The organism is Bacillus sp. CIS52 (genome assembly GCF_053545315.1).
Window position 1 is genome coordinate 275,161 of sequence record NZ_JBIUFR010000002.1, and the last position, 21,960, is coordinate 297,120.

Below are 21,960 nucleotides of genomic sequence, written 5' to 3' on the forward strand. Positions count from 1 at the left end.
GCGATGAGTCACAGAGCTGATGAAATTAGAAAAAGACTGGCCAAAAGGAGAAAACCGCGCCCTGAACCAAAACGGACTTTCGTTCATAATGCCCGACCGCAGAAGCCTCCCGCATGGCAGACGGTCAAGGAGCAGGAAAAGCACAGGCTCCTTCCGGACTATGAATATCAAACGGAACATCCGCCCGAATTTAACGGACGGCATCCGTTGATCAACGCTCATTCTATTATTTTGAAATGCCTGCTGGCCGCCTGTCTCGTACTGATTTCCGCTATCGCCTATAAAACTGACAAACTGCCGCTGAGTCAGATTAAACCGGCGATTGCACAAACCTTTCAAAAAGAATTTCAGTTTGCTGCCGTGAATCATTGGTTTGTATCCTCATTCGGAAACCCGCTCGCTTTTCTCACCCCGGGAACGAAAAAGAAGGACGGTCAGGTAGCGGTCAGCCAGGATATGGCCGTTCCCGCCGCGGGGAAAATCCAGCAGAACTTTCAGAATAACGGAGAAGGCGTCGTTGTTGAAACGGCCAGTGAAGCCATTGACAGCGTAAAAGAAGGCTACATTACGGAAGTGAGCAAAGATGAAAAAACAGGGCTGACGGTGAAGGTGCAGCATGCCGACAATACAAGCAGCATTTACGGCCGGCTCAAAGATGTTGACGTATCATTGTATGACTTTGTCGATAAAGGAAAAAAGATCGGTTCGATCAAGCTTAACGATAAAAGTAAAGGACAGTATTATTTCGCGATTCAGGATGGCGATAAATTCATAGATCCGATTCAGGTGATCACATTTGATGAATAAATGGCTCAGCCTTCTCTTCAAAATTCATGTCCATCCTTTTCTTTGGATTATCATGGGGCTTGGTCTTCTGACGGGGCACATTAAAGCGCTGCTGTGTCTTTTGCTGGTCGTATCCGTTCATGAGCTGGGGCATGCTGCTCTGGCTGTGTTTTTTTCGTGGCGCATTAAACGCGTCTTTCTGCTCCCTTTCGGCGGGACGGTTGAGGTGGAGGAGCACGGAAACCGGCCGCTTAAAGAGGAATTCGCGGTCATTCTGGCGGGCCCGCTCCAGCATGTGTGGCTTCAGGCGGCAGCCTGGCTCCTTTTTATGTCCGGCTTTACAAGTCAGCAGACATTTGAGATGTTTACCTTTTATAATCTCTCTATTCTCTTCATCAATCTTTTGCCGATCTGGCCGCTTGACGGCGGAAAGTTCGTGTTTTTATACTTCACTAAACAAATGGCTTTTCAAAAAGCGCATCTCCTCAGCCTGCAGACATCAGCCGTTTTTGCGCTTTTGCTCTGCTGCTGGATTGTTCTGGCCGTCCCCCTCCAGGTCAGCGCATGGGTGCTGTTCGTCTTTCTCGCCGCTTCTTTATGGGATGAATACCGCAAGCGGCATTATATTCAGCTGAGGTTTCTTTTAGAGAGATATTACGGTAAAAACCGCGATGTCGCCATGCTGCATCCTTTGACTGTCGCAGCCGATGCCAAAGTAAAGCATGTCATGGCCGAATTTAAACGGGGCTGCAAGCATCCCATTATCATTGAAAAAGCCGGCGAGCAGCTCAGCCAGCTTGATGAAAATGAAGTGCTTCATGCATATTTTGCCGATAAACGGACAGATTCCTCCATGGAAGACCTGCTGCTGCCTTACTAGAAATAGATTGACATATCTCTTTAGGTCTGATATATTTTTTAATGTTATGGATATGTAGCACCAATGCTACAACCGCTCGGGACAGGTGATAAGAGCTTTAAAGCCCCCTGTTGCTGGCGAGTCTTAGTCTAATAGGAGGTGCAGAGAATGTACGCAATCATTAAAACAGGCGGAAAACAAATCAAAGTTGAAGAAGGTCAAACTGTTTACATCGAAAAACTTGCTGCTGAAGCAGGTGAAACAGTGACGTTTGAAGACGTATTGTTTGTTGGCGGAGACAGCGTGAAAGTCGGCAACCCAACAGTTGCAGGCGCGACAGTTACAGCTAAAGTTGAAAAACAAGGCCGTGCGAAAAAAATCACTGTTTTCCGTTACAAGGCAAAGAAAAATGTTCATAAAAAACAAGGTCATCGTCAGCCTTATACTAAATTGACAATCGAAAAAATCAACGCGTAAGCATGATTGAGGCAACAATTCGAAGATCCCGAAATGACGGGGGCATTTTGTCCTTTGAAATGACGGGACATGCCGATTTTGCTGAACATGGACGAGATCTCGTTTGCGCCGGGGTTACGGCTGTCGTTTTCGGGGCGGTCAATGCGGTTATCGCGCTGGCTCCTCTCGAACCGATTCTTGATATAGGCGAGGACGGGGGTTATTTCTACTTTGAATTCCCTGAAGCCGCTGATCAGGAAGCTTTGCAAAAAGCGCAGCTGCTGATTGAAGGCATGATTGTTTCTCTTGAAACGATCGAGCGGGATTACAGTGAACACTTACGGTTGACTGCAAACCAAATATAGGAGGTGAGTTACATGCTTAGATTAGATCTTCAGTTTTTCGCTTCTAAAAAAGGTGTAGGTTCTACAAAGAACGGACGTGACTCTGAATCTAAACGTTTAGGCGCTAAACGTGCAGACGGTCAATTCGTAACAGGCGGATCTATCCTTTACCGTCAACGCGGAACGAAAATCTACCCAGGTGAAAACGTGGGCCGCGGAGGAGATGACACTCTTTTTGCTAAAATCGACGGAACTGTTAAATTCGAACGTTTCGGCCGTGACCGCAAAAAAGTGAGCGTATATCCTGTAGCTCAATAATGACACAAAAAACTCCGGTCGTTGACTGGAGTTTTTTTTGCAGTAAGCGGAGTAACATCAAGAATGAAAAGCAGAGGATGCGTGAGTGAACCCCGCCTTGAATGAGGACATCAGCTTCTCATACCCACTGGATATGTTCCCCAAGCAGTGATACCAAAAATGTTTCTGCCTGGCATCCGCAGTGCATGCGATCCGAAAAAGGAACATGATGAACCAGGAAAAACAAGTGTTTTTTTAACAAAGCCTTCTCTGTTATAATTCATAGTACACACTTATCAAGACTCCTAAAAAGAAATTAAACGATTGGGAGTGCGAAAATGAAGGATGTATCGAAGAAACAAGAAGAACCTGTAAGCGATGCGGCTCTGATTAATGAGCTGATCCAATTAATGGGCCATTTCCGTCATGATTGGATGAATAAGCTGCAGCTGATAAAAGGAAACTTAAGTTTGCAGAAGTATGACAGGGTCGTTGAAATAATCGACGAAATGGTCATAGATGCAAAGCACGAGTCAAAGCTCTCAAACCTGAAAATCCCGCACTTGGCGTTTGACTTTCTTACATTTAATTGGAAGTCCCGTTATATGAGGCTCGAATACGAAGTGCTCGGAGAAATTAAAGATTTATCGGCATATGATCAAAAGCTGTCGAACCTGATGAGAAAACTGTTTCATCTGTTCGGTCTGGCGGTAAGCAATGAAAGTGAAAATCATCTGACCGTATCGCTGCAGACGGATCACCCTGACAGACAGCTTATTGTATATCTCGATTTTCATGGAACGATTGCGAATGCAGATGTGTTTGATGAATTTCGCAAATCGCGGTATGAGGACTTTGATGTCATGCAATTTGAGCTGACCGGCCATGAATGTGTGGCCGAAATTGGAATGAACTAGCGGTTTTTTACGGTTTAGAACGGAGGATATTATGTTTGTAGATCAGGTGAAAGTATATGTAAAAGGCGGCGACGGCGGTAACGGAATGGTTGCGTTCCGCCGTGAAAAATATGTGCCGAAAGGCGGTCCTGCCGGCGGTGACGGAGGGAATGGAGGCGACGTCGTCTTTGAGGTTGATGAAGGATTGCGCACGCTTATGGACTTCCGGTACCAGCGCCATTTCAAAGCGATACGCGGCGAGCACGGCATGTCTAAAAACCAGCACGGCAGAAACGCGGACGATATGGTTGTTAAAGTTCCGCCCGGCACGGTCGTTACGGATGACGATACAAAACAGGTCATTGCCGATCTGACTGAACACGGACAGCGCGCCGTCATCGCAAAAGGCGGACGCGGCGGACGCGGGAATACCCGTTTTGCGACACCGGCTAACCCGGCACCGCAGCTGTCAGAGCACGGAGAGCCAGGAAAAGAGCGCTATATCGTGCTTGAACTGAAGGTGCTTGCAGACGTAGGTCTCGTCGGCTTCCCGAGCGTCGGAAAATCTACGCTTCTGTCTGTCGTTTCATCGGCAAAGCCGAAAATTGCCGATTATCATTTCACAACGCTTGTTCCGAATCTGGGCATGGTGGAAACGGATGACGGAAGAAGCTTCGTCATGGCGGATCTGCCCGGCCTGATTGAAGGAGCGCACGAAGGAGTCGGCTTAGGCCACCAATTTCTCCGCCATATCGAACGGACGCGCGTCATCGTTCATGTCATTGACATGTCAGCGATGGAAGGTCGTGATCCGTATGAGGATTATGTGACCATTAATCAGGAGCTCAGTGAATACAATCTGCGGCTGACGGAGCGTCCGCAAATTATCGTTGCGAATAAAATGGACATGCCAGAAGCGGCTGAAAATCTTAAAGCGTTTAAGGAAAAGCTTCAGGATGACCATCCTGTCTTCCCGATCAGCGCGGTGACGAGAGAAGGGCTCCGCGATCTTCTGTTTGAAGTCGCCAACCAGTTGGAAACAACGCCTGAATTCCCGCTGTATGATGAAGAAGAACTGGCGGAAAACCGCGTAATGTACACGATGGAAGATGAAGAAATTCCATTTAACATTACCCGTGATCCGGACGGTGCGTTTGTGCTTTCAGGTGACAGTCTGGAACGCCTCTTTAAAATGACTGACTTCTCCCGTGACGAATCCGTCAAGCGTTTTGCAAGACAGATGCGCGGAATGGGCGTTGATGAAGCGCTCAGAGAACGCGGGGCTAAAGATGGCGATATCATCCGGCTTCTGGAATTTGAATTTGAATTTATTGATTAAAAAGACGGAGAGCTTGCGATGCAGGCTCTCTGATGTAAGAGGGAGGGGTGCAGGTGAAAGAAGAGACATTTTATTTAGTGCGTGAAGACGTTCTGCCTGATGCGATGCGGAAAACCCTTGAAGTCAAAAAACTGTTGGACAGAAAAAAGGCTGAATCGGTTGCAGATGCCGTGCAGAAAGTTGATTTAAGCAGAAGCGCTTTTTACAAATACCGAGATGCGGTTTTCCCTTTTTACACGATGGTTAAAGAACAAATAATCACACTTTTCTTTCATTTAGAGGATCGGTCAGGCGCGTTGTCCCAGCTTTTGCAGGCGGTGGCTGACTCAGGAAGCAACGTGCTTTCCATTCACCAGTCGATTCCGCTTCAGGGCAGGGCGAATGTCACGCTCTCAATCAGCACATCCGCAATGGAAGAAAACATTCATACGTTAATGAATAAACTGAGAAAATTTGATTTTATAGAAAAAGTTGAGATCTTAGGGTCAGGCGCGTAAGGAGAGAAGAGAAACATGAGAGTCGGTTATTTAGGGCCAGAAGCCACATTTACACATCTAGCAGTCAGTTCCTGCTTTCAAAACAGCGTGACACAAGCACCTTATCATACAATACCGGCATGCATGGATGCGGCGGTTGCGGGAGAAGTGGATCTTGCGTTTGTTCCTTTGGAAAACGCGCTGGAGGGATCGGTTAACTTAACGATTGACTATTTGATTCATGAGCAGCCTCTTGCGATTGTGGGGGAAATGACGCTGCCGATTTACCAGCATCTGCTCGTTCACCCTTCGAGAGAAAATGAGTGGAAAAAGCTTGAGAAAATTTTTTCTCATTCACATGCGATTGCGCAATGCCACAAATTTCTTCATCGGCATTTTTCGTCTGTCCCTTATGAGTATGCGAAGTCAACAGGTGCGGCTGCTAAGTATGTGAGTGAGCATCCGGAACTTCCGATCGGCGTGATTGCGAATGAAATGGCGGCTGCTACATACGGATTGAGCATCGTGAAACGGGATATTCAGGATTATCAGGATAACCACACGAGATTCGTCATTCTTTCGCCTGAAAAAGACGTCTCATTTGAAGTGAATGCAAAACTGTCATCAAGGTCGAAAACGACGATGATGGTGACGCTTCCCCAAGATGACCAATCAGGCGCGCTGCACAGGGTGCTGTCCGCTTTTTCATGGAGAAACCTGAATTTATCAAAGATCGAATCGCGCCCGACAAAAACGGGTCTCGGCAACTATTTCTTTATCATTGATATTGAACAGGCGATGGATCAGGTGCTCATTCCCGGAGCCGTTCAAGAGATGGAAGCCCTCGGCTGCCGGGTCAAGCTTCTGGGAACATATCAATCCTATTCGATATAAAAAAAGCCCTTCTGGGGGCTTTTTTTTAATCTTTTATTAATATACCCGCGTCGTCTAAGGCTTGGCAGGCTTGATCAATCCGCTCTTTCGTCGGCGCGCTTAACGTATGGAGATGCACGCCTCCTGTCAGTTGTGAAAGGTAAGCGGCATTTGTCGAGTTAATGTGATCCATGAATTGTTTAACTTCTTTCCGTGTGCTGACTCTTATGGCAGCGGTTAAATCGCCGTATACGGGGTGTTCAATGATGACGTCCTTTATGGTGACCCCTTCATCGACGATGAGTTCAAGCTCTTCTTCCGTCCGCTCCGGGCCGTGCAGGCAGGCGACAATCCGTTCGGCGTTTTTTTCGCCGCCGGCATTCATGCTGATGTATAAATAGCCTTGGCTCGTTGCGATAATCGGTTCGCTTTTTGCTTTCAAGAGTGATATATCTTGTACGATCACCTGTCTTGAGACATTTGCTTTTTTGGCCAATTCGCCCCCTGTTAATGGTGAGCCGGCTTCTTTCAGCCATTGAAGCAGCATGTCGCGTCTTTTCGCCCCCGTAAGCTTCGTTCCTTCTGTCAAATTGCTGATTCTCCTTTCTTTTGCTCCCATAGCGCCGTAAGTGTATGTATCAGCATATCGAGCTGTTCACATGTTGTTTCATTTCCGAATGAGATCCGGAAAAACTGCCGCGCTTCCCGTTCGGTTTTTCTCAGCGCCTTCATAGCTGAAGAAGGGCCGTGACTGCCGGCGGAACATGCGCTCCCGGTTGAGATGCAAATATCATTACGATTACATTCTAACATAACATATTGTCCTTCAAAGGAGTGAAAAAAACACCCGACAATGTGGGGCAGGCATTCACCGCCGGTTTCTTCCTCTGAAAATGTAATAGGGAGGCCCTGAAGCCGAATTTGTTCATAAAAATATTTCCTCAGCTTCTCTGCATGCTCACGGTGTTCCGCCATGTGTTTCACTGCATACTCCGCAGCAGCGGTAAAAGCGCCGATGGCCGGTACATTCACGGTACCGGGCCTGAACCCGTTTTCATGCACGGTATGCGGATAAACCGGCTTCCAGCTGACGCCGGGCCGAATGTAAACAGCCCCGGTGCCTTTCGGGCCGTATACTTTATGACCGGAGACGGAAAGGGCGTCGATTCCCGTCTGATCTGCATTAATCGGCAGTTTGCCGAAACTTTGAACACAATCGCAATGAAGCAAAATGTTTCGATGGTGAAGAAAAGCGGCCAGGCGATCCACTGGCTGGCTGAGCCCGGTTTCTGAATTGGCGTGCTGTATAGAAACAAGCCCCGTGTCAGGACGGATATGAGCCGCCAATATGTCCTCGGTTATAAGACCGTTTCTGTCGGGGTAAATGACAGTGACTTCAATTCCCTGATCAGCTAAAAACGCCGCGGCATTATGGATCGAATGGTGTTCCATTGCGGTCGTAATAAAATGTTTTTTGTGAGAGGGAAGGCCATGCAGCAATGATTGGACGGCCAGAATGTTCGCTTCCGTGCCGCCGCTTGTAAAATAAATGCCTTCTGCCGCTCCGCCGATCAATTTTCCTGCAGACTGTCTGCAATATTCCAGCACATCCGCCGCTCTCCCTCCGGCATCATGAAGGCTGCTTGCATTTCCGAATACCTCTGTACTGAGATGCTGAAAGACTTCCGCGGCTTTTTGGTTTAAAGGCGCTCCCGCCGCATAATCAAGATAAATCATACAGGCCGTCTCCTATCCGTTTATGTTAAAAAAAGCTTGAGTTTATTTTATCCTTGTGTAAATATAGGTGTCAAGACAGGTGTAAATATAACAGGAGGGTGATTATGTCTGGAAAAACAATTATCATCATTGGTTCGGGGACGGCGGCCCTTGCCTGTGCTTCTGCATTTCCTCCGTCATACCAAGTGACCGTCATAACGAAAAGAAACGTAACAAACAGCAATTCGCATTATGCTCAAGGCGGGATTGCTGTTTCATATGCAGAAGATGACTCCATTGACTCCCATGTGAACGATACACTGTATGCGGGCTGCGGCCATAATGACGTGACAGCCGTGCGGGATTTGCTGCAAAGCGGACAAAGCATGATAAACAGGCTGATAGAAAGTCAATTTCCATTTGATACGAAATCAGACGGAACATTTTGTCTCGGCAGGGAAGGCGCTCATTCCAAAAGACGAATTCTGCATGCCGGGGGAGATGCGACCGGGCGGATTTTGGTTGAGTATCTGCTTCGGCAGCTGAGGGACGGCATACGGATCATTGAACACGAAACGGCTGTTGAGCTGCTGATTGAACACGGACGGTGCGCGGGCGTTGCCGTAAAGGATGCTTCAGGCTCCGTTTCTTACAGAAGAGCGGATTGCGTAGTGCTTGCATCAGGCGGGTGCGGCAGTCTGTATCAGTATCATACAAATGATTCCGCCATAACGGGAGACGGCATCGCTCTTGCCTTACGTGCGGGAGCAGAGATCACGGATATGGAGTTCACCCAGTTTCACCCGACCCTCCTTGTGAAAAACGGGACTGTGTACGGGCTGATTTCTGAAGCTGTGAGAGGGGAAGGCGGATATTTAACGGATCGTTCAGGCCGCAGAATCATGACGGGCAGACACGCGCTTGAAGATTTGGCGCCGAGGGATGTCGTTTCACGGGCGATTTTCGAAGAAATAATGAAAGAAAATCCAGTTTACATGAATTGCAGCCGAATAGCCGATTTTAACAAACGTTTTCCGACCATAACAGAAATTTGTAAAACAGCGGGCGTTGATATTGAAAGCGGAATTCCCGTAGCCCCGGGGATGCATTTTTTAATGGGCGGAGTAAAAACCGATACATGGGGGAAAACGTCTGTGCCTGATCTCTACGCCATAGGCGAGACCGCCTGCACAGGCCTGCACGGGGCAAACCGGCTTGCGAGCAACTCGCTGCTGGAAGCTTTGGCAAGCGGACAAAGGTGTGCGGAACATATCATTCAAACGCCGTTAAACGGAAGATATAAAAAAGCTTCGAAAAAATCTGACGTCATCTTACAAGTGCCGGACACAACGCTTCACATACTCCAAGCCAAAATGACAGCCGGAGCGGGCATCGTCAGAGATAAAGAAAACATGCAGGCGCTGGCATCCTGGCTTAACAAAGTACCTGTTCATCATATGAATGTGAAGAATATCACAACGGAACAAGCGGAGCTGTCCTGCTTATGGCAGACCGCACAACTCGCCGTATCTTCTGCTCTTATCCGGGAGGAAAGCAGAGGCGCCCATTTTCGCGCTGATTTTCCCGGGACAGAGAAAGAGTGGCATGGAAAACAAATCATTCATTCAACATCAGGAACAGTTATCAGAAAAAACGAAGGGATTGGAGAAATATGGACATTCTGCAGCTGAAGCAAATGCTGACACATTTTTTTCAGGAAGATATCGGAACGGGTGACGTAACGTCACAAGCGATTTTTTCGGATCAGCAATGTAAGGCCGAGATTATCGCAAAAACAGACGGTGTGTTTGCCGGAGAAGCCGTTATCCGTGAAGGGTGGAAGCTTTTAAACAACGATATCCGCGTCCGCTCTCTGAAAAAAGACGGAGAACGGATGAAAAAAGGGGACGTGCTTGCTGAAATGGAAGGCCCGGCGGCGGCTCTTCTTACGGGGGAGCGTGTCATCCTGAATCTTATCCAAAGAATGTCAGGCATTGCGACAATGACGGATGAGGCCAAAAGGCGTCTTGATGATCCGTCCATTAAGCTTTGCGATACGAGAAAAACAACACCGGGGCTCAGAATGCTGGAAAAATACGCCGTCCGGATCGGCGGCGGCTGTAATCACCGCTTCGGCCTATATGACGGCATCATGATTAAAGATAATCATATTGCCGCCTGCGGATCGATAAAGGCGGCAATGGAGCGGGCGAGAAAAGCTGCGGGGCAAATGCTTGCGGCAGAAGTCGAAATTGAATCCGAAGAGCAGCTGCTGGAGGCAATAGAAGCGGGCGCAGACGTTATTATGTTTGACAACTGTCCGCCTGAGACCGTCCGGCGTTTTGCGGCCATGACACCGGCCCATATCAAAACGGAAGCATCCGGAGGCATAACGCTCGACACATTGCCTGCTTATAGAGGAACAGGCGTACAATATATTTCACTCGGATTTCTGACTCATTCAGTAAAAAGCGCCGATATCAGCATGGATGTTGCGGCGGCGGAACAGGGGGATTTTTCATAATGTCTATCTTTGACGTGTTAACTGCATCAGCTGACATGATGCCGAGCCATTATAAAAACTTGAGTACCGAAGAAATGGAGGAGCGGGTCGCCGCGATTAAACGGTCCTTCGGAAAACGTCTGTTCATTCCGGGACATCACTATCAAAAAGATGAAGTGATACAATTCGCCGATACTGCCGGTGACTCCCTGCAGCTTGCCCAAGCAGCCGAAAAAAATAAAGAGGCGGAATATATTGTGTTTTGCGGCGTGCATTTTATGGCGGAAACGGCTGATATGCTGACTGATGATAACCAAACTGTCATTTTGCCCGATATGCGTGCCGGCTGTTCGATGGCTGATATGGCTGATATACAGCAGACAGATAAAGCATGGCAAGAGCTTCAAGAGCTGTACGGTAACACCATCATTCCGTTAACATATGTTAACTCGACGGCGGAAATTAAAGCATTCGTCGGGCGGCACGGCGGAGCAACTGTCACTTCTTCGAATGCCCGGAGCGTGTTGGAATGGGCTTTTAAACAAAAGGAAAGAATTTTATTTTTGCCGGATCAGCATTTAGGCAGAAATACAGCATATGACCTCGGCATTCCGCTGACAGAAATGGCTGTATGGGATCCGGCTCAGAACCGATTGCTTACCGACCACCCGGAAAACATTAAGGTCATCCTTTGGAAAGGACATTGCTCCGTACACGAAAAATTCACAGCGGAAAATATTTCTCAGCTGAGGCAGCGGGATTCTGACATACGCATTATCGTTCACCCGGAATGTTCGCGGGAAGTGGTCTCGCTAAGTGATGACAGCGGATCTACCAAATACATTATTGATACGATTGAACAGGCTGAGCCGGGAAGCAAGTGGGCTGTCGGCACGGAAATGAATCTTGTGCAGCGCCTCATTCAATCGCACCCGGATAAACAGATTAAATCACTGAATCCGGATATGTGTCCGTGTCTGACAATGAATAGAATCGACCTTCCGCATTTATTGTGGTCGCTTGAGCAGCTTGAAAAAGGCGAGCCAAAGGGTGTCATTAAGGTTCCGGAAGCGGTTCGGACAGAAGCGCTTCGTGCGTTGAACAGAATGCTGAGCCATACGTAAAAATAAAAAACTCCCCTCCTTTCCAAATTTTTTATCATCATGCCCAGCTCGCCTGCATATAGTGTGAAGAAACGTATTGTAATGACAAATGTACCGTTCACGTTTTGTGCATAGGAGGGGAAAACGTTGAAAATTCATATCGTTCAAAAAGGCGATTCGCTCTGGAAAATAGCTGAAAAATACGGAGTTGATTTTGAAGAATTAAAGAAATTGAATAATCAGCTGAGCAATCCAGACTTAATTATGCCTGGAATGAAGATAAAGGTGCCTTCAGAAGCCGTTCCGGTCAGAAAAGAACCAAAGGCAAACTTCGGAACGTCTGCGCATAAGCATGAGCATCCATATGCCAAAGAAAAACCGAAATCAGTTGTGGACATTGAAGACACCATACCGGAAGAACCAAAGCCGTCAATTCCGTATGTGCCGCCGATCCCTGAAAAGCATGAGAATGTGCTGCCGAAAGCTGATATGAATCAGTATTATCCGACCAATCAGCTGTTTCAGCCGTGGTCGCCTCCTAAGCCGGAGGAACCGGTGACACATTTTGTCGAGCCGAAAGAAAAAGAGCATGACAATAACATTCCACAACAGGAGGAAATGATCAACATGGAAAACGCGAATTACCCGAATATGCCAAAGGCGCCTGAAGCCGGAAAGATGGAAGAAGAAAACGCAGCTTATCATCTGCCGAACATGCCAAACATCCCGAATGTCCCGTTTCCGAATATGCCGGCCGTTGAACCGCCTTTTATGCATTATCCGATTCCGTGCATGCCTTGTCCTTGTCCGGTTCCGGTGACACCGATGCTGCCGGGTTCGGGTTTATGCCATCCGTGCTTCCCGGTAGGCGGAGGTTTCGGCGGTTATGGAGGAGGTTATGGAGGCTTTCCGGTAATGCCGATGCCGTTACCGTACGGATTCCATCATCACGGATTCCATCATCCGGGATTTGGGCCGCAAGCTGGTTACGGTGAATATGAAAACCAGGCCCATGAAAATGCAGAGCATTTTGATGGTTTTACATCTGGTTTCGGCGGTGCTCCATACGGACATATGCCGTATTACGGCGGCTATTCATCACATTACGCAAACGAGCCGCATCACGATGGAAAATTTAAGGACGATGATTGCGGATGCAATGATTCGCATCACCATCATCACCACCACGGTTCACATCATCATGGTTCACATCACCATCACGCCAATATGCCTGTGCAGCCATATCCGAATATGGGCGCAAATGCCGGATATTTTATGCCTTACGGCGGAGCAAATCCCAATGCCGCGCCGAATCAGCCGAGTCCAAATCAAGTATTCGGACGGCCGGAGGAAGATGAAGACTAATGTATCGGGACGATGTATGTCGTTCCTTTTTTTATGTCCGAAGAAGAATGGACATAACTGACAAGCTTAAACCCGCCGCCGGCCGCACATCCTAAACATGAGCGGAAAACGCTCACACAGCGATGAATCCACGGGGGGTTTTTCCATTGGGCAAAAAACTGATGACAATCGCAGGCGTTTTAGCCGTGACTGCAAGTTTAACGGCATGCGGAGCAAATAATGCCATGAATGACGGACGCTACAATCAGACAACACGTCCGGTCGGGTATTATTCAAATGACAATGATAACGGCAGACGCCAGTACGGAATGGACCATCAAGGACCTGTTTCCGAAATGATGGAAAACCGAAACGGCCGCCGGGATACGACAAACGTGTCTTACCGAAATGCGCCGAATAACGGGGTTCCGTTAACAACTGACGGCACATATAACGGCCGCAACGCCAATACGCCGCCGGCCGCTATGTCTTATAATGGGTATGACAATGCCGAAAACATCAGAATGGCGGCAAAAATTGCAAACCGTGTGAAAAAAGTAAAAGGCGTACAGGATAGTCAGGTCGTCGTGACTGACACGAGAGTCGTCATTGCCGTCAGAACAAATCATCCTTTTACGAAAAATGATGATAAACATGTCAAACATGCAGCCAAAAAGTTCGCGGACGGCCGCGCAATTCAAGTATTTACTGATAACGCCACTTTTACAAAGCTTCAAGACATGAACAAAAACAGCCGTTAGACGGGACTGCCGGATGATTTCATCCGGCAGTATTTTTTTCATCATTTCTTTACATATTCTTAAAACGCTCTTTATATTGCGCTGTTAACATAAAAGCAAAATAAAATGTAACGGAGGAGCCGGGATGAAAAAAACGGAGCGCGACAAAAGCTGCGGGACAAAAACTGTGTATTTGACTGTAAGAGGATACCGACTCAAACTGACGCCCGGACAGATGAAACTGATATCAGCCTGCCGGGCATAATAAAGCGGGGCAGCCTTCATAAGAGGGCTGCTTTTTTTTCGGCGAAACCGTCAAAAGAAAGAAAACGGTTAAGCACCGGCATCTTTGGTCAAACTAGCATCAAGAGTTTGATTGAATAAAGAGGTGTTATTGGTGAAACGAATTTGCGGTGGGCGTCTTTTATTTATGCTTATCTTATCAGCTGCAGTCCTGATTTGCGGAGGAAACAGTGCATACGGGGCAGAGGTCGAGCATTACGGGCCGCTTCGGGTGCACGTCCAGCTGGAAAAGGTTTATCTTGACGGTGATGTCGGCATCGAACATACGGATGAAACCGTTTTGGCGATGGAAGACTTTTGGGCCGCATACGCCGGCTGGACGCTCGTTGAGCAGAAAAAAGGTTTCGTCCTTTTCCGTAAGCATGTTGATGATATTTCTCCGCTCAGTAAGGTAAACGGTTATATCGGTGTCACGGACGGAGGGGTGATTTCCACTTTTCACGGCCGTCCCGGATCGCTGTCGGAGCCGATCCAGTCTTTCTTTCAAATTGATTTAGAGCGGTTGGAAAGCCGATTGCAAAAGCATTTGGAGCATGGTATACCGTACAGGACAAAAGCGGAGTTTGAGAGCGTGATCGATCATATTAAGACTTACAGCGGCTGACTTTGACGCAAGACATGTGACACATGTCTTTTTTTTCTGAACGGAAGGTGGCAAAGCGAACATACGTTAACTTTTCTATAAGACTTTGGCTGTTTTTGTGTTACAATGATAAGCAGTCAAAGAGGTGAATAGGTGTGATTGAATTCGTGAAGGGGACGATTGATTACGTATCTCCCCAATACATCGTGATTGAAAACGGCGGAATCGGCTATCAGGTCTTCACTCCGAATCCGTTTATTTATAAGGTAAGCAATCAAGAGACCATTTTTACGTATCATCATATAAAAGAAGACGCCTTTTCTCTGTACGGCTTTTCAACCAGGGAAGAAAAAGCGCTTTTCACAAAGCTGCTGAACGTCACCGGCATCGGGCCGAAAGGGGCGCTCGCCATTCTCGGTTCCGGTGATCCGGGAGCCGTCATCGAAGCGATTGAACAGGAAGATGAAGCCTTTTTGGTGAAATTTCCGGGTGTGGGCAAAAAGACGGCGCGGCAGATTATTCTTGATTTAAAAGGCAAACTGGCCGATGTCGTGCCTGAAATGATTGACAACCTGTTCAATCATGAAGCGCGCATTGAAAAACAAGAGGCTGAAACGGCGCTTGACGAGGCCCTTGAAGCGCTCAGGGTTCTCGGCTACGCCGAAAAAGAAATTAAAAAAGTGCTTCCTCACTTAAAAGAGGAAACGGCGCTTTCAACAGATCAATATGTGAAAAAAGCATTGCAAAAATTATTAAAGTAAGGTGATGTTCATGGATGAACGGCTCGTTTCAAGTGAAGCAGACAGCCATGAATCAATAATCGAGCAAAGCCTCAGGCCGCAGAATCTCGCCCAGTACATCGGCCAAAAGAAGGTGAAAGAAAATCTGCGCGTCTTTATCGATGCGGCGAAAATGAGGCAGGAAACGCTTGACCACGTTCTTTTATACGGGCCTCCGGGTCTCGGAAAAACAACGCTTGCGTCGATCGTGGCCAATGAGATGGGTGTGGAGATGCGGACAACGTCAGGGCCGGCCATTGAAAGGCCGGGAGACTTGGCAGCCATTCTGACGGCGCTCGAACCCGGTGATGTGCTGTTTATAGACGAAATTCACAGGCTGAACCGTTCAATTGAAGAAGTGCTGTACCCGGCGATGGAGGATTTCTGCCTTGATATCGTCATTGGTAAAGGCCCGTCCGCCCGCTCCGTCCGTCTTGACCTTCCGCCTTTTACGCTGGTAGGAGCGACGACCAGGGTGGGATTATTGACCGCACCGCTCAGAGACCGGTTCGGGGTGCTGTCGCGCCTTGAATACTATACGCAGGAAGAGCTGACAGATATCGTGTCACGAACGGCTGAAGTATTTGAAGTGGATATCGAAGAAGCGCCGGCTCTGGAAATCGCCAGACGGTCAAGGGGAACGCCGCGGGTTGCAAACCGGCTTCTCAGAAGAGTGAGAGATTTTGCCCAGGTGCTCGGCGACAGCCGCATCACTGAAGAAATCGCTCACGACGCGCTCGAACGTCTTCAAGTCGATGCGCTCGGCCTTGATCATATTGACCATAAGCTGCTGATAGGCATGATTGAAAAATTCAGCGGCGGTCCGGTCGGCCTTGATACGATTTCCGCGACAATCGGCGAAGAACCGCATACAATAGAGGATGTGTACGAACCGTATCTGCTGCAGATCGGATTTCTTCAGAGAACGCCGAGGGGACGGGTCGTGACCCCGGCTGTATATGAGCATTTTCGATTGGAGGCGCCTGCCTGTGACTGATTTTCCGAAGGTTCTCATGGTTCTCGGTGCTGTTTTGCTTATTGCCGGCGCAGTCTGGCACTTTGTCGGACGGCTGCCCGGAGATATTTTCGTTAAAAAGGGAAATGTCACATTTTTCTTTCCCGTTGTTACTTGTATTGTAATCAGTGTGATACTATCCATCCTGCTCAATTTTTTCGGCAGAATGAAATAACAATAGACAGAATAAAGGTGAAATGATGAAAGTCGATTTATTTGATTTTGAACTGCCTGAACGCCTCATTGCCCAAGTGCCGCTGAAAGAGCGTGACGCATCGCGGCTGATGGTGCTTGACAAACAGACGGGCGGGCTGACAGACAGTTCATTTAAAGAAATTGTCAGCTTTTTTAAAGAAGGGGATTGTCTCGTCTTGAACAATACCCGTGTGCTCCCTGCCAGATTATTCGGCACAAAAGAAGATACGGGAGCGAAAGTGGAGCTCCTGTTGTTAAAACAGGAAGAGAATGACACATGGGAAACGCTTGTAAAGCCGGCGAAACGCGTAAAAAAAGGAACGGTCCTGACATTTGGGGACGGCCGGCTGACAGCGGTCTGCACGGAGGAACTTGATCACGGCGGCCGGAAAATAGAATTCCGGTATGACGGGATTTTTTACGAAGTGCTTGAATCGCTCGGTGAAATGCCGCTTCCTCCTTACATTAAAGAGCAGCTTGATGATAAAGAACGGTATCAGACCGTCTTTTCAAAAGAAATCGGGTCCGCCGCAGCCCCGACTGCCGGACTTCATTTTACGGAAGAGATTCTGGACGAGCTGAAGCAAAAGGGTGTGCGGATTGAATTTATCACCCTGCACGTGGGACTCGGCACATTCCGCCCAGTCAGTGCGGATGATGTGGAAGAGCATAACATGCACGCGGAATTTTATGAAATGACGGAAGAAACCGCCGCCTCTTTAAACGAGGTCAGAAAGTCGGGAGGGCGCATCGTGTCGGTCGGGACGACATCCACGCGCACCCTTGAAACCATTGCCGGCGAGCATGACGGCGTATTTACCGCTTCAAGCGGCTGGACGTCGATCTTCATTTATCCGGGATATGAATTTAAAGCGATTGACGGCATGATCACCAATTTTCACCTGCCGAAATCTTCGCTTATCATGCTTGTTTCTGCGCTTGCCGGCAGAGAGCATGTTCTTTCTGCCTACCGTCATGCGGTAGAAGAGGAATATCGTTTCTTCAGCTTTGGCGACGCCATGCTGATTATCTAATTTGAATGACAGGAGGCCTCATACAAAGTGGCTGAACAACCGATACGTTATGAATTTATAAAGGAATGCAAACAAACGGGAGCGCGCCTGGGCAGAGTTCATACGCCCCACGGCTCCTTTGAGACGCCTGTATTTATGCCGGTCGGCACGCTTGCTACGGTAAAGACGATGTCTCCGGACGAGCTGAAATCTATGGATGCGGGTATTATTTTAAGCAATACGTACCATTTATGGCTCCGCCCCGGACATGACATTGTAAAAGAAGCGGGCGGGCTTCATCAGTTTATGAACTGGGACCGCGCGATTTTAACGGATTCCGGCGGTTTTCAGGTCTTTTCATTGAGCAAGTTTCGTAATATAGAAGAAGAAGGCGTACATTTCCGCAATCACTTAAACGGAGACAAGCTGTTTTTATCTCCGGAAAAAGCGATGGAAATTCAAAACGCCCTCGGTTCTGATATCATGATGGCCTTTGATGAATGTCCTCCGTATCCGGCAGAATATGATTACATGAAACGCTCTGTCGAACGGACCAGCCGCTGGGCGGAACGCTGCCTGGAGGCGCACGGGCGCTCTGATGAGCAGGGGCTGTTCGGAATCGTACAGGGCGGAGAGTATGAAGACTTGCGGACACAAAGTGCCAAAGACCTGGTTTCACTTGATTTTCCGGGTTATGCCATAGGCGGATTATCTGTCGGCGAGCCGAAGCACGTCATGAACAGAGTGCTTGAGTTTACAACTCCGCTTTTACCGAAGGACAAGCCGAGATATTTAATGGGTGTGGGTTCACCGGATGCCTTAATTGATGGCGCCATCCGCGGCGTGGATATGTTTGACTGCGTGCTGCCGACCCGGATCGCCCGAAACGGCACGGTGTTCACGAATGAAGGGCGTCTGAACATGAAAAACGCCAAATATGAGCGCGATTTCCGACCGATTGACGAAGAGTGCAGCTGTCATACATGCAAAAATTACTCCCGTGCTTACATCAGACATTTGATCCGCTGCAATGAAACGTTTGGAATTCGATTAACAACTTACCATAACCTTCATTTTCTGTTACACTTAATGGAGCAGGTCAGACAAGCTATCCGAGAGGATCGTCTTGGTGATTTCCGAGAAGAGTTCTTTGAGCGTTACGGCTATAATAAGCCAAATGCGAAAAGCTTCTAAATAAAACCATTTTTGAAAGGAGGGTAACAGATGGGTACTTTAGGTACAATCGTTCCTATTATTTTGATGTTTGCAGTGCTTTATTTCCTGCTCATCCGTCCGCAGCAAAAGCAGCAGAAGGCCGTACGCCAGATGCAGGAAGAGCTGAAAAAAGGAGATTCAGTGGTGACAATCGGAGGATTGCACGGCACTGTTGAATCAATTGATGAAAGCAAGGTCGTCATTAAAACAGGTGATAACACCCGTTTAACATTTGACCGCCGCGCAATCAGAGAAGCTTCTGCTGAATAACAGCGAAGCTCATACATACTAAAAAAGAGCGGAGAATCCGCTCTTTTTTTATTACGCTGATCTGCTTCCCTTCAAATTCACTCCGAAAATCCCGCCCAGCATACTGACTCCCAAAAAGCCGAGATGAAACAAAAGCTGACCGGATGTAAATGATTTTCCGAACCCTAAATATTGAAAAAGCAAGATGATTAATGAGAAACAAACGGCGGTTAACGCTCCGATCATCCAGCCTTTTTCTTTTGCTTTGCCGCCGGAAATAAAACCGCCGGCAAATAAAGAAAGAAAAGAAAGCGCGGTGACCAGCCAGCTGAAAGATGACTCTTCCATTGACGTAACCGTCAGCAGCAGTGAAATCGCCAGACTCGTAAGAAGCATCACTGCAAAGATAGCCACTAAGCCGTATAAGACGCCTTTACCCACTTGTTTCGTTTCTTCCATTTTGATCTCCTCTCCGCCCTGCGGCCTGACATATGACAAGCCGGAGCCCGTCTTTTTCTAAATGTATTCTCTGAATGTTTGGATTAGACGTAAAAGCATCATGTTCAGTTCATTTCTTACATAAAACAGAGCGGATCGCAAATGCTATGACCGTTGGAGGTGCGATATGGGAGATATTTTCATTATTACGTTTCGTACGATAGTGCTTTATTTTATCATTCTTGTGATTTTCAGACTGATGGGAAAACGGGAAATCGGAGAACTGAGCATTTTAGACCTTGTCGTTTCCATTATGATTGCCGAGATTGCCGTATTGGCAATTGAAAATGTAGAAGATAAGCTTTTGCATACCATTGTGCCGATTGTCATTTTAATGATTATTCAAGTAAGCCTTGCTTTTGTCTCGCTCAAAAGCCAAAAAATACGGCAGCTGCTTGACGGAAAACCCACCATTATTATAAAACAGGGGAAAATTGACGAACGGGCGATGAGATCGCAGCGCTACAATTTTGACGATCTTCTTATGCAGCTGAGGGAGAATAACATCGATAGAATCTCTGACGTGTCGTACGCCATTTTGGAGTCTTCGGGCAAACTGTCAATCGTCAAAAAGAAAAACAATAAGGATAAGCAGATGGAAACATCGCTTATCGTTGACGGGGTCATTCAGAACGAGCATCTGGACAGAATCGGGAAAGATAAACACTGGCTCGAAAAAAACTTAGCGAAAAGAGGATATCAGGATCTTTCGGTTATATCATTCTGCACGTTTACGGACGGCGCTTTTTTTATTGATCTTAAAGATGAAAAAGGAGAGCCTTAACCGGTTTCACCGCGTCACAAACCGTCCGATGACCGGAATCCGGATCAGCTCCTCCCTTTTAATCAGCCTGAATAACAGCAGAAGCACAATATATAGTATGACGGTCATGGCAATCCAGCCTGTAAGATTAACAGCCTCTGACCCTGAAAAATGAACAGCGCGCTTTATGAATCGGCTCACATAACCGCAAATGAATATGACTGCAAAACAGAGCGCGTATTCTTTTATTTTGATGCTGATCGGAAGCACTTTGCTTACGGTGGCTGCATGGAGAAGGGTGACGAGCACCATTCCCGTCACAATCGCCAATGCCGCGCCCATAATGCCCAAAGAAGGCCTGGTCGCCAGCACAAAAATAAGGCCTGTTTTAACAGCGGCGCCGATAAAACTGTTCATCATGGCGGCTCCGGCTAAATTAAGCGCCTGCAGCACCGCTTGAAGGGGCCCCTGAAAATAATAGAGCAGAAAAAACGGCGCCATGACTTTAATAAAAACGGCCGCATTGGTCGATCCGTACATGACGGACATCAGCTCATCAGCGAAAGAGAATAAAATAACCACCGAGATGCCCCCGCTTAAAAGGCACAGCCTCATCGCCTGTTCCAGACGGTATTCGACAACCTGCAGCTTTTTTTGCTCCATTCCTTCACTGATCGCAGGAACAAGGGCCGTTGACAGAGAATAGGTTATAAAGCTGGGCAGCGTCAAAACCGTCATGGCAAATCCGGTCAGCTCCCCGTACTGTCTGGTGGCAGCAGCGGTGGCGACTCCTGCAATTGCAAGGCTCTGCGCGACGACAATAGGCTCAAAAAACCAAGACAAGTTTCCGATGAATCGGCTTCCGGTTGTCGGGAGCGATACGCTCATCAGCTGACGGAAGGTCTCTTTTCCATTTGCAATCGATTTGAAAAATTGTTTTCTGATTCTGATTGTTTTTTTAGCTTTGAAACAAATGAATAAATAAATAAGAGAGGCGAGCTCTCCGATGACAGACGAAATCATGGCTCCGGCTGCGGCATATTCAATCCCGTACGGCAGAAACACTGTCGTGCAGACCGCGACAAGTGAAATCCGCACAATCTGCTCAAGCACTTGGGAAAATGCCAGCGGGTTCATATTCTGCCTGCCCTGAAAATAGCCGCGCAGCACGCTGGAGATTGCGATAATCGGCACGACGGGCGTAATCGCCAGAAGCGGGTAAACCGTGCGTTGATCAGTCAGCATCGTTTCCGCCATAATCGGCGCAAAGCATAAAAACAGCGGCGTGAAGATGAGACTTAATATCCCGGTGATGGTAAGCGACATCACTAAAATGTGTTTCATTTTCTGCCGGTCCCCCCGGGCGCTTGCTTCAGCGACAAGCTTGCTGATGGCAACAGGGAGGCCGAATTGGGTCAAAGTGGTGGCCAAGAAAAATGTCGGGGCAGCCATCATGTACAATCCGACCCCTTCTTCACCGATAAACCGGGCGATGACCACCCGATTGACAAAGCCGAGCATTCTTGTAATCATCCCCGCTGCGATGAGAATAAGAGTGCCCCTTAAAAAAGTCTGTTTTGCCATTTTATAACCCCTGCCTTCTCAAACTACCTGG

27 protein-coding genes and 1 other annotated feature are annotated in these 21,960 nt (G+C 47.8%); of the genes, 23 read left to right on the top strand and 4 right to left on the bottom strand.

From position 1 onward, the window contains the following. Nucleotides 1–3 precede the first annotated feature (3 nt). From ACH32G_RS11245 to pheA, 9 genes are all read left to right on the top strand, one after another. A complete protein-coding gene (locus ACH32G_RS11245; protein ID WP_448814366.1) occupies nucleotides 4–807 on the top strand; it encodes a peptidoglycan DD-metalloendopeptidase family protein in 804 nt (267 codons plus the stop codon). Further along, a complete protein-coding gene (locus tag ACH32G_RS11250; RefSeq protein ID WP_448814367.1) occupies nucleotides 800–1,666 on the top strand; it encodes a M50 family metallopeptidase in 867 nt (288 codons plus the stop codon). Before ACH32G_RS11245 ends, ACH32G_RS11250 begins: the two co-directional genes overlap by 8 nt. 60 nt (nucleotides 1,667–1,726) lie before the next feature. After that, nucleotides 1,727–1,800: a sequence feature (ribosomal protein L21 leader region), on the top strand. Between the two features lie 13 nt (nucleotides 1,801–1,813). Further along, nucleotides 1,814–2,122 (top strand): 50S ribosomal protein L21, encoded by a 309-nt coding sequence (gene rplU, locus ACH32G_RS11255; protein WP_016938787.1) that lies wholly within the window; start codon nucleotides 1,814–1,816, stop codon nucleotides 2,120–2,122. Between the two features lie 2 nt (nucleotides 2,123–2,124). After that, complete coding sequence (locus ACH32G_RS11260; protein ID WP_012118103.1) at nucleotides 2,125–2,466, top strand: ribosomal-processing cysteine protease Prp; 342 nt, start codon at nucleotides 2,125–2,127, stop codon at nucleotides 2,464–2,466. A gap of 12 nt (nucleotides 2,467–2,478) precedes the next feature. Then, complete coding sequence (rpmA, locus tag ACH32G_RS11265; protein ID WP_003152662.1) at nucleotides 2,479–2,763, top strand: 50S ribosomal protein L27; 285 nt, start codon at nucleotides 2,479–2,481, stop codon at nucleotides 2,761–2,763. 317 nt (nucleotides 2,764–3,080) lie between these two features. Then, nucleotides 3,081–3,659 (top strand): sporulation initiation phosphotransferase B, encoded by a 579-nt coding sequence (locus ACH32G_RS11270; RefSeq protein ID WP_188154604.1) that lies wholly within the window; start codon nucleotides 3,081–3,083, stop codon nucleotides 3,657–3,659. Between the two features lie 31 nt (nucleotides 3,660–3,690). Further along, complete coding sequence (gene obgE, locus ACH32G_RS11275) at nucleotides 3,691–4,977, top strand: GTPase ObgE (RefSeq protein WP_007408172.1); 1,287 nt, start codon at nucleotides 3,691–3,693, stop codon at nucleotides 4,975–4,977. 53 nt (nucleotides 4,978–5,030) lie between these two features. Beyond that, nucleotides 5,031–5,474: a transcriptional regulator ThrR gene (gene thrR, locus ACH32G_RS11280; protein WP_016938790.1), complete on the top strand. Its 444-nt coding sequence runs from the start codon at nucleotides 5,031–5,033 to the stop codon at nucleotides 5,472–5,474. Between the two features lie 15 nt (nucleotides 5,475–5,489). Then, entirely contained in the window at nucleotides 5,490–6,347 is an 858-nt protein-coding gene (pheA, locus tag ACH32G_RS11285; protein WP_016938791.1) for a prephenate dehydratase, read from the top strand. A 25-nt stretch (nucleotides 6,348–6,372) separates the two neighbouring features. Here pheA and ACH32G_RS11290 read toward each other — a convergent pair whose 3' ends face one another. Both ACH32G_RS11290 and ACH32G_RS11295 read right to left on the bottom strand, forming a co-directional pair. Then, nucleotides 6,373–6,915 carry a transcription repressor NadR gene (locus ACH32G_RS11290; RefSeq protein ID WP_198697949.1) on the bottom strand — a complete coding sequence of 181 codons (543 nt, stop codon included), beginning with the start codon at nucleotides 6,913–6,915 and terminating at the stop codon, nucleotides 6,373–6,375. Next, nucleotides 6,912–8,063, bottom strand: a complete 1,152-nt coding sequence (locus ACH32G_RS11295) for an IscS subfamily cysteine desulfurase (protein ID WP_342007985.1) — start codon at nucleotides 8,061–8,063, stop codon at nucleotides 6,912–6,914. Before ACH32G_RS11295 ends, ACH32G_RS11290 begins: the two co-directional genes overlap by 4 nt. Before the next feature lie 104 nt (nucleotides 8,064–8,167). On the opposite strand from ACH32G_RS11295, the gene nadB reads away from it, so the two are divergent. The 13 genes from nadB (at nucleotide 8,168) to yajC (ending at nucleotide 19,105) form a co-directional block, all read left to right on the top strand. Further along, the gene (gene nadB, locus ACH32G_RS11300; RefSeq protein WP_448814368.1) at nucleotides 8,168–9,733 is read left to right on the top strand and encodes an L-aspartate oxidase; all 1,566 of its coding nucleotides are present in this window, start codon (nucleotides 8,168–8,170) and stop codon (nucleotides 9,731–9,733) included. Next, on the top strand, nucleotides 9,715–10,566 hold the full coding sequence (gene nadC / locus ACH32G_RS11305) for a carboxylating nicotinate-nucleotide diphosphorylase (protein ID WP_269774717.1): 852 nt from the start codon (nucleotides 9,715–9,717) through the stop codon (nucleotides 10,564–10,566). Before nadB ends, nadC begins: the two co-directional genes overlap by 19 nt. Beyond that, entirely contained in the window at nucleotides 10,566–11,669 is a 1,104-nt protein-coding gene (gene nadA / locus ACH32G_RS11310; protein WP_064777700.1) for a quinolinate synthase NadA, read from the top strand. Before nadC ends, nadA begins: the two co-directional genes overlap by 1 nt. Before the next feature lie 126 nt (nucleotides 11,670–11,795). Then, nucleotides 11,796–13,013 (top strand): spore coat assembly protein SafA, encoded by a 1,218-nt coding sequence (safA, locus tag ACH32G_RS11315; RefSeq protein ID WP_327815153.1) that lies wholly within the window; start codon nucleotides 11,796–11,798, stop codon nucleotides 13,011–13,013. Nucleotides 13,014–13,159: 146 nt separating this feature from the next. Then, nucleotides 13,160–13,753 (top strand): YhcN/YlaJ family sporulation lipoprotein, encoded by a 594-nt coding sequence (locus tag ACH32G_RS11320; RefSeq protein ID WP_016938799.1) that lies wholly within the window; start codon nucleotides 13,160–13,162, stop codon nucleotides 13,751–13,753. Between the two features lie 124 nt (nucleotides 13,754–13,877). Further along, nucleotides 13,878–13,997 (top strand): hypothetical protein, encoded by a 120-nt coding sequence (locus ACH32G_RS11325; RefSeq protein WP_016938800.1) that lies wholly within the window; start codon nucleotides 13,878–13,880, stop codon nucleotides 13,995–13,997. Nucleotides 13,998–14,162: 165 nt separating this feature from the next. Continuing rightward, the gene (locus tag ACH32G_RS11330) at nucleotides 14,163–14,639 is read left to right on the top strand and encodes an intercompartmental signaling factor BofC (protein ID WP_032864880.1); all 477 of its coding nucleotides are present in this window, start codon (nucleotides 14,163–14,165) and stop codon (nucleotides 14,637–14,639) included. A gap of 134 nt (nucleotides 14,640–14,773) precedes the next feature. Beyond that, a complete protein-coding gene (gene ruvA, locus ACH32G_RS11335) occupies nucleotides 14,774–15,379 on the top strand; it encodes a Holliday junction branch migration protein RuvA (RefSeq protein ID WP_003152683.1) in 606 nt (201 codons plus the stop codon). A gap of 10 nt (nucleotides 15,380–15,389) precedes the next feature. Beyond that, the gene (ruvB, locus tag ACH32G_RS11340) at nucleotides 15,390–16,394 is read left to right on the top strand and encodes a Holliday junction branch migration DNA helicase RuvB (RefSeq protein WP_016938802.1); all 1,005 of its coding nucleotides are present in this window, start codon (nucleotides 15,390–15,392) and stop codon (nucleotides 16,392–16,394) included. Further along, nucleotides 16,387–16,587: a DUF2905 domain-containing protein gene (locus ACH32G_RS11345; RefSeq protein ID WP_003152687.1), complete on the top strand. Its 201-nt coding sequence runs from the start codon at nucleotides 16,387–16,389 to the stop codon at nucleotides 16,585–16,587. Before ruvB ends, ACH32G_RS11345 begins: the two co-directional genes overlap by 8 nt. A gap of 25 nt (nucleotides 16,588–16,612) precedes the next feature. Next, on the top strand, nucleotides 16,613–17,641 hold the full coding sequence (queA, locus tag ACH32G_RS11350) for a tRNA preQ1(34) S-adenosylmethionine ribosyltransferase-isomerase QueA (RefSeq protein ID WP_016938803.1): 1,029 nt from the start codon (nucleotides 16,613–16,615) through the stop codon (nucleotides 17,639–17,641). A 27-nt stretch (nucleotides 17,642–17,668) separates the two neighbouring features. Further along, nucleotides 17,669–18,814, top strand: coding sequence for a tRNA guanosine(34) transglycosylase Tgt (gene tgt / locus ACH32G_RS11355; protein WP_016938804.1), 1,146 nt, complete (start codon nucleotides 17,669–17,671; stop codon nucleotides 18,812–18,814). A gap of 30 nt (nucleotides 18,815–18,844) precedes the next feature. Beyond that, nucleotides 18,845–19,105, top strand: a complete 261-nt coding sequence (gene yajC / locus ACH32G_RS11360; RefSeq protein ID WP_012118091.1) for a preprotein translocase subunit YajC — start codon at nucleotides 18,845–18,847, stop codon at nucleotides 19,103–19,105. Nucleotides 19,106–19,156: 51 nt separating this feature from the next. Here the strand turns inward: yajC and ACH32G_RS11365 are convergent, their stop codons facing one another. Further along, a complete protein-coding gene (locus ACH32G_RS11365; protein ID WP_016938805.1) occupies nucleotides 19,157–19,543 on the bottom strand; it encodes a TIGR04086 family membrane protein in 387 nt (128 codons plus the stop codon). Between the two features lie 166 nt (nucleotides 19,544–19,709). On the opposite strand from ACH32G_RS11365, the gene ACH32G_RS11370 reads away from it, so the two are divergent. Further along, complete coding sequence (locus ACH32G_RS11370; RefSeq protein ID WP_045926487.1) at nucleotides 19,710–20,366, top strand: DUF421 domain-containing protein; 657 nt, start codon at nucleotides 19,710–19,712, stop codon at nucleotides 20,364–20,366. Between the two features lie 6 nt (nucleotides 20,367–20,372). Here ACH32G_RS11370 and spoVB read toward each other — a convergent pair whose 3' ends face one another. Then, nucleotides 20,373–21,929 carry a stage V sporulation protein B gene (gene spoVB, locus ACH32G_RS11375; RefSeq protein WP_448814369.1) on the bottom strand — a complete coding sequence of 519 codons (1,557 nt, stop codon included), beginning with the start codon at nucleotides 21,927–21,929 and terminating at the stop codon, nucleotides 20,373–20,375. Nucleotides 21,930–21,960 lie beyond the last annotated feature (31 nt).

Excerpts from the sequence above, each read along its gene's own strand:
- ACH32G_RS11245 (WP_448814366.1), top strand. The coding sequence starts at position 4 with ATGAGTCACAGAGCTGATGAAATTAGAAAAAGACTGGCCAAAAGGAGA.
- ACH32G_RS11250 (WP_448814367.1), top strand. The coding sequence starts at position 800 with ATGAATAAATGGCTCAGCCTTCTCTTCAAAATTCATGTCCATCCTTTT.
- rplU (WP_016938787.1), top strand. The coding sequence starts at position 1,814 with ATGTACGCAATCATTAAAACAGGCGGAAAACAAATCAAAGTTGAAGAA.
- ACH32G_RS11260 (WP_012118103.1), top strand. The coding sequence starts at position 2,125 with ATGATTGAGGCAACAATTCGAAGATCCCGAAATGACGGGGGCATTTTG.
- rpmA (WP_003152662.1), top strand. The coding sequence starts at position 2,479 with ATGCTTAGATTAGATCTTCAGTTTTTCGCTTCTAAAAAAGGTGTAGGT.
- ACH32G_RS11270 (WP_188154604.1), top strand. The coding sequence starts at position 3,081 with ATGAAGGATGTATCGAAGAAACAAGAAGAACCTGTAAGCGATGCGGCT.
- obgE (WP_007408172.1), top strand. The coding sequence starts at position 3,691 with ATGTTTGTAGATCAGGTGAAAGTATATGTAAAAGGCGGCGACGGCGGT.
- pheA (WP_016938791.1), top strand. The coding sequence starts at position 5,490 with ATGAGAGTCGGTTATTTAGGGCCAGAAGCCACATTTACACATCTAGCA.
- ACH32G_RS11295 (WP_342007985.1), bottom strand. The coding sequence starts at position 8,063 with ATGATTTATCTTGATTATGCGGCGGGAGCGCCTTTAAACCAAAAAGCC.
- nadB (WP_448814368.1), top strand. The coding sequence starts at position 8,168 with ATGTCTGGAAAAACAATTATCATCATTGGTTCGGGGACGGCGGCCCTT.
- nadC (WP_269774717.1), top strand. The coding sequence starts at position 9,715 with ATGGACATTCTGCAGCTGAAGCAAATGCTGACACATTTTTTTCAGGAA.
- nadA (WP_064777700.1), top strand. The coding sequence starts at position 10,566 with ATGTCTATCTTTGACGTGTTAACTGCATCAGCTGACATGATGCCGAGC.
- ACH32G_RS11325 (WP_016938800.1), top strand. The coding sequence starts at position 13,878 with ATGAAAAAAACGGAGCGCGACAAAAGCTGCGGGACAAAAACTGTGTAT.
- ACH32G_RS11330 (WP_032864880.1), top strand. The coding sequence starts at position 14,163 with ATGCTTATCTTATCAGCTGCAGTCCTGATTTGCGGAGGAAACAGTGCA.
- ruvB (WP_016938802.1), top strand. The coding sequence starts at position 15,390 with ATGGATGAACGGCTCGTTTCAAGTGAAGCAGACAGCCATGAATCAATA.
- queA (WP_016938803.1), top strand. The coding sequence starts at position 16,613 with ATGAAAGTCGATTTATTTGATTTTGAACTGCCTGAACGCCTCATTGCC.
- yajC (WP_012118091.1), top strand. The coding sequence starts at position 18,845 with ATGGGTACTTTAGGTACAATCGTTCCTATTATTTTGATGTTTGCAGTG.
- ACH32G_RS11365 (WP_016938805.1), bottom strand. The coding sequence starts at position 19,543 with ATGGAAGAAACGAAACAAGTGGGTAAAGGCGTCTTATACGGCTTAGTG.
- ACH32G_RS11370 (WP_045926487.1), top strand. The coding sequence starts at position 19,710 with ATGGGAGATATTTTCATTATTACGTTTCGTACGATAGTGCTTTATTTT.
- spoVB (WP_448814369.1), bottom strand. The coding sequence starts at position 21,929 with ATGGCAAAACAGACTTTTTTAAGGGGCACTCTTATTCTCATCGCAGCG.